The sequence below is a fragment of the Burkholderia sp. AU6039 genome (assembly GCF_002223365.1).
Taxonomy (GTDB): domain Bacteria; phylum Pseudomonadota; class Gammaproteobacteria; order Burkholderiales; family Burkholderiaceae; genus Burkholderia.
In genome coordinates, this window is sequence record NZ_NKFK01000003.1 from 1,423,162 (window position 1) to 1,437,701 (window position 14,540).

The 14,540-nt window shown below is 68.9% G+C and carries 4 protein-coding genes; all 4 read left to right on the forward strand.

The genetic code is table 11. The features are described from left to right. Positions 1–194 precede the first annotated feature (194 nt). The 4 genes from CFB39_RS40755 to CFB39_RS09285 all read left to right on the forward strand — a co-directional run bounded on the left by CFB39_RS40755 (position 195) and on the right by CFB39_RS09285 (position 14,517). On the forward strand, positions 195–1,391 hold the full coding sequence (locus CFB39_RS40755; protein WP_256991380.1) for a thioesterase domain-containing protein: 1,197 nt from the start codon (positions 195–197) through the stop codon (positions 1,389–1,391). Then, the gene (locus CFB39_RS09275) at positions 1,384–3,213 is read left to right on the forward strand and encodes an amino acid adenylation domain-containing protein (RefSeq protein ID WP_256991400.1); all 1,830 of its coding nucleotides are present in this window, start codon (positions 1,384–1,386) and stop codon (positions 3,211–3,213) included. Before CFB39_RS40755 ends, CFB39_RS09275 begins: the two co-directional genes overlap by 8 nt. A 65-nt stretch (positions 3,214–3,278) precedes the next feature. After that, entirely contained in the window at positions 3,279–4,808 is a 1,530-nt protein-coding gene (locus tag CFB39_RS09280; protein WP_179257657.1) for an FAD-dependent oxidoreductase, read from the forward strand. Next, on the forward strand, positions 4,795–14,517 hold the full coding sequence (locus CFB39_RS09285) for a hybrid non-ribosomal peptide synthetase/type I polyketide synthase (RefSeq protein ID WP_089472833.1): 9,723 nt from the start codon (positions 4,795–4,797) through the stop codon (positions 14,515–14,517). Before CFB39_RS09280 ends, CFB39_RS09285 begins: the two co-directional genes overlap by 14 nt. Positions 14,518–14,540: the final 23 nt, after the last annotated feature.

The window sequence follows — 14,540 nt, forward strand, 5'->3', positions numbered from 1 at the left end:
TGATGTTTGTGTCAGGGATATCTGTCAGATATTGCAGGTTCACGACAACGGATTTTGATTGTCTAATCACATTCCGCAACAGTGATTTGATATTTAATATATTTTTAGCATGTTCAAAGAAACGTGCGGTTTGCAAATCGGGTAAATACAGAATGATGCGGACGGACGATATCGCCCCGCGCCTGCGGGCCAGCATGGCCCAGGTTCTCGGAGCGCCGCTCCATTACGGTTTTCTCGCGGCGTTGTGCCGCGCCGGGGTGCGAGGCATCGATGGCGGCAACGCCGCGACCATCACGATCCGCAGACGCTCGGCCGTCGGCGCTGCGCCCCCGGCGATCACGATCGGATCGCCCGAGATCGCCGGGGCTTTCCGCATGCTGGTTCGACGGGTCGCCGATCGTCTCGACGCGGCGGGGGGCGCGGACGCCGGCGCCGCCATCGATCAATGGGAGCTCGAGGTCCGCGGCGGCGCGCACGGCCCCATCGTGCTGCGGCCGCACGACCCGACGCACGCGAACGCATGGCAGGTGAGCGTTGCCGACGCGCCGGCGCTCGCGGCCGCCATCGGCGACAGGTGGCGTCACACCGCAGCCGAGCTCGCCGATCAGCTGGCCGTCGATCCGATCGTCGACGTCACCCGCGTGCTCGCCGGACGCCCGGCGCGCGACGCAAGCGATGCCGTGCTGACCCTGATTCACGGCGCCGACGGCAGCGTCGTGCCGTTCGCGCCGCTGGCCGCGCGGCTGCCGTTCATCGTCAGGGCGTTTCGCGGGGTGCCGGCGCAACTCGCGCAGGCCACCGACCTGAAGGACCTCGCGCACCGCTATGTCGATGCACTGTGCGAGATCGACGACCGGCCGTTCCACTGGATCGGCGGTCACTCGTTCGGTGCGGTGGTGGCGCGCGAAATGGCCGCCCTGCTGGAGCAGCGCGGCAAGCGCCTCGGCGTCGTGGTCAGTCTCGATCCGTCGCTGGCCCTGGCGGCCCGCGAGCGTGTGAGCGACGACCGCACGGAGCGCGTCACGCTGCTCAAGGCGATGTTTCCGCCGGCGGAAGCCGATCGCGTCCTCGCCGAATCGCCCAGCGACAGCGAAATCGACGCCTGCCTGCGTCGGCGCATGCCCGCCGCCCGCCTGCGCGAGGTGCTCGACATGCGCCGCACGTGCCTGGCATTGCTGAAGTCCCACCGCACCGCCGCGGCCCCGGCCGCGCGCGTGGCATGCCTGCACGCGCGCGAGCCGCTGCTGCCCGACTGGCATGCGCACGCGCTGCAGCATCGCGTGCAGGGCATCGAAGTACCCGGTAATCACTTTTCAATGCTCTCGGAGCCGCACGTCGCCTGTGTCGCTTCGATCGTTCAATCCCTTCGTCCTGAATCCTGCGATGACTGAACCCATCTATTCACCCCACATCCCGCATCTGGCCTTCGAGCAGCGCGCCGCAGCGGCCCCCGATCGAATCGCGGCCCTCTCGGAGCGCGAAAGCGTGACCTACGGTGAGATGAACGCGCGCGCGAACCGGCTGGCGCGTTTCCTGCGCGATGAAGTCGGCATCCGCGCCGGCGAGGCCGTCGGCGTGTGCACGGATCACGATCCTGTCAGGCTCGTCGCGTTGCTGGCCATCCTGAAGTGCGGGGCCGTCTACGTGCCGGTCGACGCCGCGTGCCCCGAGGACCGGATGCGCCACATGGTCCAGCGCGCGCGCATCGCGTTCGTGCTGACGGCCCTGGAAGGTCGCGCGATGACGCAGCTCGGCGACGTGCCGCAAAGCGACGTCTATGCGGCGTTGAATCGGGCGAGCCAGTTGTCGTCCGACAATCTCGGGCTGGGTGCCGAGCTGCACGATCCGCTCTACATCATCTTCACGTCCGGTTCCACCGGGCTGCCGAAGGGCGTTGCCGTCTCGCATGCCGCGGCGTGGAATCACTTCAGCTGGATCATCGACTACCTCGGTTTCCGCGAGGACGATCGCTGGCTGCAAAGCATCAACCCGTGTTTCGACCCCTCCATGCACGAGCTGCTCGCGCCGCTGACAATCGGCGCGACGGTGTGCTTTCTCGGCGGCACGCACCGGATCGACAGCGTCGAGATCGTGGCCGCGATCCGGCGGCATGCGGCCACGCACATCACCACCGTGCCGACGATGTTCAACCTCATCACGCAAACGCCGGGCTTCGATCAATGCACGAGCCTGAAGGCGATCTGCGTCGGCGGCGAGGTCTTCCGTCCGTCGCTCGCGGAACGCGCCCGGCACCTGTTGCCCAACACGGTCGTCCACAACGTGTACGGGCCGACGGAGGCGACGATCATGGCGAGCGCATGGCCGTTTGACGACGCGCCGCGGGATTCGCTGCCGATCGGCGCGCCGGTTTCGCACACGCGTTTCTACCTGCGTCGAACCGCGGCGGACGGCGTGACCGACGCGATCGTGCCCACGACGCCGGGGGAGGAGGGCGAGCTCTGCATCAGCGGCGCGGCGCTGGCCAACGGCTACGTGAACGACGCCGCGGAAACGGCGCGGCGCTTCATCGCGAATCCGCTGTTCGAGACCGGTGACCTGCCGGTGTACTCGCGCATCTACCTGACGGGCGACATCTGCCGGGTCGATGCAGACGGCCTTGTTCACTGCGTGGGGCGCGTGGACGACCAGGTGAAGATCAACGGCCAGCGCGTCGAACTGGCGGAGATCGAATCCGCGGTGCTGCGCTCGCCGATGGTTCGCGATGCCACCGCGCTCGTCGTCGGCGACCGGCTGACCGCCATTGTCGTTCTGGCCGACGGCCACGACACCGCGTGGATGCGAACACTGAGCGAAACCGCGGCCCACGCGCTGCCGGCCGCCTGGCTGCCGAAGGACTGGGTCGCGGTCGCGGAGATCCCGCGCCAGGCGACGAGCGGCAAGGCAGACCGGCGCGCGCTCGTCGACCTCTGCCGCCAGGCCAGCGAGCGCACCCGAGCGGATGACGTGCCGGCCAACGACGTCGAGTCCGAAATCGGCCGCGCGCTGGCCCAGTTGATCGGCCTGGGCAGTGATGCGTTGATCGACCGGGACGAACCGTTCGCGGATATCGGGCTCGATTCGCTGGGCGTACAGGCGCTGTCGCTGCGGCTCAGCGCCGCCTTCGGGGTGTCCCTCCGTGCCGAAGACATGTTCGAGTACTACACGATCGACCTTCTTTCGCGGGAAATCCACTCGCGGCTTGCAACGGCATGAGAACGGCACCGGTCGCCGCGCGCAATGGCGCACGCGGCACCGGGCCTTCCAGACGGAGAATTCATTTGGATACCGATGTACTGATCGCCGGTGGCGGTCTGGCTGGCCTGTATGCCGCCTATGAACTGAAGAAGCGTCACCCCGGACTGCGGGTTCGCCTGGTCGAGATGCTGTCTCGCATCGGCGGCCGGGTGCAGACCGACGAGATGCTCGCCGGCGCATTCCGTGCGGAATACGGCGCCGTGCGAATCGAGCCCGATCTTCAGCCGCTCGTCGACACCTTCGTGCAGGCGCTCGGCGTACCCGTGCAACCCATTTCGTCGCACGAGGCAGGTTCGTCGATCCGTCCGTGTGCGGCGAAGCTGACCGAGGACGAGCGCGCGCTGCTGGCGGATCCGCGCGCGCACGATCCGCCCTGGGCGCTGCTGATGCATGCGGTGCGCGTGATCGTCGCGGACCAGTGGGACCTCGACGGCGACCGCTTCGACCGGCCCGGCCGGGCCGAGGCACTGGCGAGATTCCGGACGCACGCCCAGTTCGGGGGCGTGCCGCTTTACCAGCAGGGTATCTGGAACGTGCTGTCGAACGTACTGAGCCATGAAGCGGTCGAGTTCACGCGCGAGAAGGGGGCGTTCTACAACTTCAAGAACGCGAACCCGAATGCCGCGGAATGGATCGCGACGCTGCTCGACCTGCGCCTGCTCGAGCGTCCGTCCTACCTGCCGGTCGGCGGCATGCAGACGCTGATCGACTACGCAGGGCGCGCGGTGCGCGCACTGGGCGTCGACGTGGTCGTGGATCACGCGCTCGTCGACTTGTCGGAGCAGCCCGATGGCGCCATCGCCGCGACGATCGAAGAGGTGTCGACTGCGGAGCGGCGCCGCGTCGTCGTCCGGTGCGGGCGCGTCGTGCTCGCGCTGCCGCAGCGCCCGCTCCGGGCGCTTGCCCGCTGCCTGCCGCCGGCCGTGACCGCCAGCCTCGATGCCGTCGTCCCGTTCCCGATCACGTGGGCATGCTGCGTGGTCGAGGACCCGTGGTGGAACGCCGACACGCCGCCAGGCAGCGGCGAAGGCGCGATGGTTCGGGCCGCTCATTTCGAGGTCCATCCCAGCCAGCCTGAGCGGTACGGCATGGCGATGTTCTACAGCGATGAACCGTGGCATCAGTACTGGGCCAACCTGATCGACACGGAAGAAGGCCGCCGCGGCTGGCAGTCGGCCCCGTATCGCAACCGGGGCGAGCGCCTGAAGGCGGCGCTCGTCCGGACGCTGCAGCAGACGTTCTCGCGCGACGACACGCCGCGCATCCTCGAATGGGGCATTCGCGACTGGAGCATGGCGCCGTTCGGCGCCGGCGTGCATTTCTGGCGTCCCGGCTACCGCTCGGCGGACGTGATTCGGCAACTGGCCGCGTTCGGCATCGGCGCCGATCCGGCCAACCGGCGCGTGCATATCTGCGGCGAGGCCTATTCGGACCTGCAGGGCTTTTTCGAAGGCGCCTGCCGTTCGGTGCAATGCATGCTGCAACAGATCGACGCGCAGAACGGAACGGAAAAACACAACGCAACGACGGAGTCGAGCAATGAAGCAGCGTGAACGGGTACCGGAGGAAATCTCCATTGTCGGCATGGCGTGCGAGTTGCCCGGAACCGCCCATTCGCTCGATGCTTTCCGTGCCGTGGTGCTGGACGGGCGGGAAGCCACCGGGCCGATGCCGGCCGGCCGTTTCGGCGCGGACGGCGCCGCGACGCCGCCGCAAGCGCTGCATGGAGGCTTCCTTGCCCGCTCGCCGTGGGCATTCGATCCGGCGGTGTTCTCGATCGCGCCGAAAGAGGCCATCTATATGGATCCGCAGCATCGATTGCTGCTGGAAACGAGCTATCACGCCATCGAGGACGCGGGCATCGACCCGTCGTCGCTGAGGAAGCAGCGCTGGGGCGTGTTCGTCGGCCTGAGCACGCTCGACTATGCACGCCGGATGGCGAGCAGCGACGACTACAACGGCTTCCTGAGCCGCGGCGCGCTGGGCAGCATGGCCGCGGGGCGGATCGCCTATCACCTCGGCCTCGAAGGCCCGGCATTCGTCGTCGATACCGCCTGCTCGTCGTCGCTGGTGGCGGTTCACCAGGCGCTCGGCGCGCTGGCCGCGGGCGAATGCGACGCGGCGATCGTGGCCGGCGCGTCGCTCATGCTGACGCACGATTACAGCGTGGATCTGGCGCAGGCCGGCATGCTGGCCGCCGACGGTCGCTGCAAGACCTTCACGCGACACGCCGACGGCTTCGCGCGCGGCGAAGGCATCGGCGCCGTCGTGTTGATGCGCCAATCGGACGCCGTGCGCACCGGCAAGCGGATTTACGCGAACCTGCTCGGCAGCGCCGTGAACAGCGACGGCCGCAGCAACGGGATCACCGCGCCTTCGCAGGCCGCCCAGCGGCGCGTGATCGAAGACGCGCTGTCGAGCGCCGCGCTGACGCCGGCCGACGTCTCCTATGTCGAAACACACGGGACCGGCACCGACCTCGGCGATCGAATCGAGCTGTCGGCGCTCGCCGACGTGTTCGGCAAGCGCATGCATCCGCTGTATCTCGGGGCGGTCAAGGCCAATATCGGCCATTGCGAGGGAAGCGCCGGGATCGCCAGCCTGATCAAGGCGGCTCTGTGCGTGTCCGCGCGGCAACTCGCGCCGCATTGCATGGCCGACGATATCAGCGAGGATCTGCCGCTTGCCCGCTTCCAGGGCGTGATCCCTGCGACTGCCACGTGCTGGCAGCCGGGCGATCCGCACGGGCGGCTGATCGCGGGTGTCAGCTCGTTCGGCATGAGCGGCACCAACGCGCACGTCGTGCTGGGCGAGTCGCGCGCCCATCGGGCGACCACGCCGGCGGCGGAGCGCCGCAGCGGCGCGAGCCTGCTGTTCCTGTCGGCCCGCACGCCGGCGTCGGTTCAGGCGCTGGCTGACGCCTATGCGGATGCGATCGAGGCATCGCCCGATATCGACCTGCACGCGCTGTGCGACGCGGCGCTGGCGACCCGCCAGGTGTGGCCGCATGCGTCGATCGCGGTCGCGGCCGGCAACCCGGCCGAACTGGTCGAACGGTTACGCGAGCGTCGCACCGCACCGGCCCCGACGACGCGGCTGCAGCGCGTCGCGATGGTCTTCACCGGGCAGGGCAGCCAGTACGCCGGCATGTCTCGCAGCCTGTTCGACGCCAACCGGCGATTCCGCGCGTTACTCACGGAATTCGCGGATCACGTCGACAGCATCGTCGGCTGGAGCACGCCGTTGCTGCCGCGCATGCTGGCCACCGGGCAGGCTGCGGGCGCGACGCTGCCGCTCGTGCGCGAACAGCGGACGTCCCAGCTCTCGCTGCTCGTCCTGCAATGCGCACTCGCGCGGTTCTGGCAGGAACTCGGGTGCCGGCCCTACGCCGTGCTCGGGCACAGTGTCGGTGAATATGCGGCGGCGTGGTTCGCCGGCGCATTCGACTTCGACACGGCGGCCCGCCTGGTGCTGGCGCGCGCCGATGCCATGGAGCGGGCGTGTACGGTCAGCCCCGGAAAGATGCTGTCGATCGCTGCGCCGCGGCAGATCGTCGAGGCGCTGATCAACGAAGTCAATCAGGGCCTGCCGTCGGCCGCGCTGTGGCTGTCGGCGCTGAACGCACCGGAATCGACCGTGGTCGCCGGGGCCGAGGCGGCCGTGCAGGCCGCCGCGGAGCATGCCCGGCGGCAAGGCCTGACGACCCTGCCGCTCGACACGCAGGGCGCATTTCATACGCCGCTGATGCAATCCGCGGCGGACGAATTCGCCGCGCATGCGGCGCGCCTCCTGGCCGGCGGCGTCGCGGCGACGCGACCGTCCGTCCGCTTCGTGAGTTCCGTCGAAGGGTGGGTCGGGTCCGTGCAAATGGACGCGGCACCGGGTTCGCCGGCCTACTGGGCCGAACAGATCGTGCGGCCCGTCGATTTCGCGGCGGCCGCTGCCGGGCTCGTCGGCGACGACGTCGACGCGGTGCTCGAAATCGGGCCGCGTCCGGTGCTCTGCGGCCTCGTCGCGGCCACCGCGCGGGCGGCACGGCGCGGGTTGGCGTGCCTGCCCAGCATCGACCGGCGCGGAGCCGACGACGAAACGTTCCTGCGTGCCGCAGGACGCCTCGCGGAAGGCGGCGCACTGGACATCCGGAAGGCCATGCAGGCATTCGGCGATGCGCGGGCCGCCGAGCCGTTCGTCGAACTGCCGACATATCGTTTCGACCACACGCTGCTGCAACCGGCTTCGTGGCCGCACACGGTCTCCCGCGCGAGCACCCGCGCCGCGCCGCCACAGCCGCTGCGCGATGCGCCGGCCTGGTCGGGCATCGACTTTCGCGCGACCTTGCAGGTCGACCTCGGCACGCCCGCGCTGAACTGGATCAATCAGCACCGGATTCACGGCCGGGCGATCGTGCCCGGCGCGTTCTACCTGTCGACAGGTGTCGCGCTCGCGATGCAGGCTATCGCGCGCGCGCCCCGACAGGGTCCTGCCGGCGCGATGATTCAGCTCGACGATCTGACGGTCAGCCGGCCGCTCGCCTTCGACGATCCGGCGGCGACGCACGAGGTGGCCTGCCAGGTGACCGGTCCCGCGCACGATGGCCGCTACACGATCGTCTATCGGCTGCCGGACGATGGCGATGCCGAACTGGCGCGCGTGCACGTCGCAGCGGAACACGCGCCGCTGCCGCCGTCGAGCGGCCGGTTCGACGAGCAGCCAGGCGAATGGGTGCGCCCGGACGCGTTCTTTGACGAATATGCGCGTCGGGGCGTCCAGTACGGCCCGCTGTTCCAGCGGATCGCCGCCTACCAGCGCGTCAGCGACACCGAGGTACGCTGCCGCATCGCACCGCCGGACGCGCAGCCGGCGCTGCCGCTCAGTCACAGTGCGTTCATCGACACGTGCTTCCAGTCGCTCGGTGTATGCCGAGGCCGTCCGGAGAGCGCCTATGCCCCCGTCGCACTCGAGTCGATCCGGATCGATCCGCACGCGCGCTGGTCGTCGGCGCTGACTTGCCGGGCCGTGCTTCGGGAGTCGAGCGACACGATGCTGGTCGGCGACGTGTTCGTCCAGGACGAATCCGGCCGGGACGTTGCCACACTGCATGGCGTGACCTGCGTGCGCCTGTCGGCAAGCGCCGCCGAGCGCCATGACGTGCACTTCCGGGTCGAATGGGTGCGCGACGGTGCCCCGGCATTGTCGGCCGGCGCGTCGCTGGCCGGCGAAACGTGGCTGTTGCTCGCACCGGCGGATGCACCGGCGCCCGATCGCTGGCACGAGGGCCTCACCGCGCGCGGCGCGGCAAGCCGCTTGCTCGCGTTGCCGGGAGCGTCGCAGCGCGACGGCAAGCCGATCGACGAACCGCACGCGGACGGCGCACGAGTACGCACGATCGTCGTCTGGGCGCCTCACGCGTGGCTGTCCGGCGCAGCGTCCTACGGCGCGGTCGCCGCTTTCGTTCGAGACGTGCGGCGCAGCATCGAGACGGTGTCGGACCGGCAACCGGGACAGCCGCTACAGGTCTGCCTCGTGACGGAGACGGGTCATGCGGCGCCGGACGTGCTGGGCGCGGCAACGATGCAGGCGCTCGCGGTCCACTTGCAGGCAGAACTGCCCGCGCTGGACGCGGCACAGCTCGAGGTCGCCGTCGCGGGCGATCGCGTCGTCGACGCGATCCTGGCGGTACGGGACGTCAAGCCGGGCATCACGTCGCGGCGCATCGCGACACCGCTATGGCGTATCGACGACGCTGGGCTGGCGCGCCGCGAAACCGTGGCCGGCCTGCCGGAAGCCGATGGCGACAACGCGCTGCAGCCGCGCAGCGACGGCCGCTACCTCGTGACCGGCGCGTTCGGCGGGGCGGGCAAACATCTCGTCGAACATCTTGTCGACGATTGCGGATGCCGGAACCTCGTGCTGATGCGCCGACGCGCGTTGACGCCGGACGACGAGGATCACCGATGGGTGGCGGGCCTGCGCGAGCGGTCCGGCGCGACGATTCAACTGCTCGTCGCGGATCTCGCCGCCGCCGAGGTCGACGGTGCGTGGCTGACTGCCCAAGCGGGCGCACTGGACGGCATTTTTCACCTGGCCGGCGCGACCGCCGACCGGAACATCCTGGACACCGACGCGGCGCAGCTCGGCACCGTTCTCGGCGCCAAGTTGCGCGGGGCCTCGGTGCTCCACGACTACGCGTGCGGGCAGCCTTCGATCGGGTTCATCGTGTATTTCTCGTCGCTGGCGTCGTTGGTCGAGTCGCCGGGCCAGATTTCGTATGCGATCGCGAACGCGGGGCTGCAACGGCTGGCCGCGCACGGTGCTTCGCTCGGCCTGCCGGCCATCGTGGTCGACTGGGGGCCGTGGGCGGACACCGGCATGTTGAAGCGGGTGGGGGCGCGCGCGCCGTCGCGTTCGCTGCGACGGCTGCAACCGCTCGCCCCGCAAGCCGCCTGCGCGGCATTGACCGCCGCGATGGCGCGCATCGGGCACGGCGCGCATCTGGCGATTTATCGCGTCGTCCCGGAAGCGCCCGCACGATCGGGCGACACGCTCGCGACACGCGACGCGGCCGCGATCGGGCCGGCGTCGGCCACGACGACAGCCGATGGCGCGTTCGCGCTGCTGACCGGGCTGATCGCCGCGGAAACGGGCCATGCGCCGCACCAGATTGCCAGGACGTCGACGCTGGACGAACTCGGGCTCGATTCGGTCGGCACGATCCGGATTCGCAGCGAACTGCAGGGGCGGCTCGGGCTGAGCCTGCCCGCGAGCCTGTTCTTCGACAGCGCGACGGTCGCCGATATCCACGACCGGCTGGTGGAGTCGATGAGCCAGGCGACGGCGACGGCTCCCGCCGAGGCCGCGCCCGTGAAGGAGGGCGGTGCACCGGCCCGCGTACCGCTTTCGTACAATCAGTTCGCGATCTGGTACGAGCAGATCCGCCACCGCGACAGCCGCGCCTACAACTGCGCAGTCGGCTGGCGCGTGGCCGGCGAGGGGCTCGACCTGGCTCGGCTGGCGGCGCGATGGCGCGCGCTGCTTGGCGAACACGAATTGCTGCGCGCGACCTTCGACGAAGTCGAGCACGAGCCGGGATACGTCATTCATTCGCTTGACGAAACGTTCTCGCGTTGCGCGATCGCGACCGAGGACGCCGCATCGGGTGTCGACGTCGACGCCCGGATCCAGGCGTTGCTGGCCGCGTCGCCCGACCTCGCGACCGACTTCGCGACCCGCGTGAACGTGCTGCGCGTGTCGCCGCACGAATGGTATCTGGTCGTGACGTCGAATCACCTCGTGATGGATGCCGCGACCATTTTCATCGTGGGCGTCCAGCTTCTTCAGGCGATGTGCGGCACCACGGCACCGCTGGTCGATTCCGATGCACCCTATCGCGACTTCGTGGCCACACAACGGGCACTCGATGCGACGACCCTGACGGCCGCACGCGCATTCTTCGTCGAGCGGATCATCGACGGCGACGGCGTCCCCGTCAGCGTCGACCTGCCGGTGGATCGGGTGCGCACGGAGCAGGGCGCGAAGACCGGCGGCACGGTGCGCGTACCGGTGTCGCGGCGCCTGGCCGACCAGCTCAACGCGATGCCGGGCGGACGGCGCGCGGCCGTGCATCTTGCCACGTGGCTGTTGCTGCTCGCGCGATACTCGAACCAGAATCGCGTGATCACGGGCGTCGCGTTCAACGGTCGTTCGGCACAACGCTGGCGCAACACGGTTGGCCATTTCGTCAACGTGCTGCCGCTCGTCAGCGAAGTCGACGAAAACCAGACCGTCACGGCGGCGGTCGACCGGGTCCGGCGTGCACTGTTCGAGTTGGTCGATTACCAGGACGTCCCGCTCGCGCTGTTGATGCGCGACGAACGCCTGCGCTCCGCCAGCCGTTCGGCAGGACTGTTCCAGACGTATTTCAACTACTTCGATGCCTCCGAGATGGTGGTCGACGTCGGTGCCCGGTGCGACGCGACACCGCTCGACATCACGCAGCAGGAAGCGCAATTCGACCTGAGTGCGTGGGTGACGCAACGTCAGCACGATTGGGCGATCGACCTCAAGTACGCCGATGCCGTGTTCGACCGCGCGACGGTCGAACAGATCGCGGAGCATTACGCGACGCTGCTGGTTGCGTTGTCCGACCCCGGTCATGCCGAACGCGAAGTGGGCTCGATCACGATGCTGCCGGCCGACCAGCTGCAGTTGCTGGCATCCGGGCACGGCCCGGTGCCGCGCGACACGCGGGATGTCGATCCGGGCGATACGGCATGCGTGCACGAGCAGTTCGCCCGGCGCGCGCACGAGACGCCGGATGCGGTCGCCATCGAATGGGGCGAACGACGGCTGACCTATCGTGAATTGAACGCGCTGGCCGATACGGTGGCCGATACGCTGCAAAGCCAGGGCGTCGGCAGCGAGACGACCGTCGGCATCCTGATGCCGCGTTTCGGGTGCCCGGAATCCATCATCGCGATCCTCGCGATCTGGAAATGCGCTGCCGCGTACGTCGCACTCGACCTGAAGCATCCGGCGGCGCGCACGGGCTACATGATCGACACGGCCCGCTGCGCAATGGTGTTGACGCAACGGCACCGGCTGTCCGACGACGTGCGGCAGGCGCTCGCCGAGCGCGACGCGCTGGGGCTGTGCAACGTCGTGCTTCGCGCGGACCACACCGCAATCGACTGCGACGTCGTGCAAGCCGGCCGCGTGCAGCATCATGCTCGGCTGGAACCGAACGGCGACTACGCCGATCGCGGCGGCAAGCTCGCTTACGTGCTGTTCACTTCCGGCAGCACCGGCAATCCGAAGGGCGTGCTGGTCGAGCATCTGGGCCTGACCCAGCGCCTGCGCTGGATGGAGCGCCATTTCGGCTTCTCGGCGAGCGACCGGTTCCTGCAAGGGACGGTTCTGACGTTCGATATCTCGGTGCCCGAATTCTGCCTGCCGCTGATGACGGGCGGGGTCGTCGTGCTGATGGACGAAACGGACGGGCCGGCCGGCCACGCCGCCGTGTGCGTACGCCACGACGTGACCATGATGAGCACCGTGCCGTCGCTGCTGAACCTGCTGCTCGAGCCGCTCACCCGCTGCCCGACGCTGCGCCATGTGATTTCGGTCGGCGAGGCCTTGATGCAGCCCGTGGTGCGCGCGTGGCTCGCATCGGGCACGACCACGACGCTCAACAACCTGTACGGGCCGACGGAAGTGACGATCTATGCGACGCATCATGCGTGCACCCGGGTACCCGACGGGCCGGGCGCATCGATCGGCGTCGCCTGCGACGGCGTGCGCTGCTGGGTGCTGGACGCACGCGGCCGCCCGGTGCCGCCTGGCGTGCCCGGCGAGCTGTACCTCGGCGGCAGCGGCGTGGCGCGCGGCTACATCGGCACGCTCAAGGCGCCCGACGCGTTCTCCGCCAATCCGTATCAGGACGGTGCGACGCGCATGTACCGCACCGGCGACATCGTCAAATGGCGGCGCGACGGCGAACTCGACTACATCGGTCGCAACGATTTCCGCGTGAAGCTGCGCGGGCTGCTGGTCGAGCTGGGCGAGATCGAACACGTGCTGATGTCGCACCCGGGCGTCCGTCACGCGAGCGCACTCGTGGTCGATGTCGGCGCCGCCTCGTCAGTCGGACGGCAGATCGTCGGCTGCGTCATTGCGGACGGGTTCGACGAGCCTGCCGTGTTGGCCGGCGCGAAAGCGCGGTTGCCGGATTACATGGTGCCGTGGCGCCTGATGCAGTTCGACGCATTTCCGTCGAACAGCAGCGGCAAGGTCGACCGGAAGGCGCTCACGGAACGCGTGCTGGCCCGGATCGAGCAGGACGCCGATGCACGGCGTCCCGCCGACGCGGCGGAGGCGTTGTCGCCGGAACAGGCGGCCTTGTGCACGCTATGGAAGACACAGCTCGACCTGGCCTCGATCGGGACCCGCGAGAACTTCTTCCAGCTCGGCGGCGATTCGCTGTCGTTGACGCGCATGGTCCTCGCCGCCGAACGCGAGCTCGCGCTGAAGGTCGACTTCAGCCGCTTCCTGACCAACCCGACGATCGACGGTTTCCTTGCCGCATGTGCGCACCGGCCCGACGAGGCGACGACGACGAACGACGCCGTCAGCCGGCAGGAGGATGCGCCGTATGCGGCGGATCTGGCGGCCGCCGCGACGCTGCCGGCATTCACGGGGACGGCGGCGAAGGCGACGGACGCCTATCTGCTGACCGGCGCGACCGGGCACCTCGGCGCGTGGCTCCTGCGGATGCTGCTCGAGGAAACGCACGCGGACGTCTACGTGCTGGTGCGCGGCAACGACGACGACGACGCGCGCGCGCGTCTCGACGCCCGCTACCGCGCCATGTTCGGCGGCGCGCTGCCGGTCGCGCGTGTCCGGATCTGCCGCGGCGACGCAACCTTGCCGCGGTTCGGCATGGACGACGACAGCCATGCGCAGTTGCTGACCCATGTCACGCAGGTCGTGCATTGCGCGGCGCACGTCAATCACGCGGCCGACTACGCCTTCATGCGCGAGGGCAATGTCGGCGCGAGCCGGCACGTCCTGGCGTTTGCGTCGGCCGCGAAAGTCGCCCACGTGCACTACATTTCGACGCAGTACACGGAGCTGGGATCGCTGCCGGAACAATGGCTCGACCACGCGGCGATCCGCGCGTTGTCGTCGGGTTACGAACGCTCGAAGTTCGTGGCGGAAGCCTGCTTCGCGCAATCGGTACTGCACGGCTATCCCACGTCGATCTATCGGCTGCCGTTGCTGATCGACGACCGCGATCCGAACCTGAAACGGCAGAACCATTTCGTCGCGTTCAGCAACAAGTGCGTGGCGATGGGCGCTTACCCGGATCTTCCCGTTGCGGTGCCGGTCATGCCGACGGAACACGTGGCCCGCTACATCGTCCGTCGCAGCAAGGTCACCATGATGTCGGCCGTGCGCAACGTACATATCGACGATCTGGATTTTCGCGCGATCGTGGCGCGGCTGCGCAACGGGTCGACGCTGCGCGGGATACCGGCCGCCGAATGGGTGGCCCGTGCCCGCGACGAGACGCCCGAATCCGATCCGTTCTTCAGGATGTTGCCGCTGTACAGCGCGCTCGGCGACGGCGTGGGGTGCGGGCGGCCCGTCGAACATGCCGCGTATCTCGACGAACTCGGCCGGCTCGAAATGCCGGCCGCCGACGACTCGGGCAGCTGGCTGCTCGACACGACCGCAGCTTGCCTGGACCGGCTCGCGGCGCTTTGATCCTTTTCCCTGAACCCGGATGG

Bases quoted from the DNA above. Each gene is read 5' to 3' on its own strand.
- CFB39_RS40755 (WP_256991380.1), top strand. From the start codon at position 195: ATGGCCCAGGTTCTCGGAGCGCCGCTCCATTACGGTTTTCTCGCGGCG.
- CFB39_RS09275 (WP_256991400.1), top strand. From the start codon at position 1,384: ATGACTGAACCCATCTATTCACCCCACATCCCGCATCTGGCCTTCGAG.
- CFB39_RS09285 (WP_089472833.1), top strand. From the start codon at position 4,795: ATGAAGCAGCGTGAACGGGTACCGGAGGAAATCTCCATTGTCGGCATG.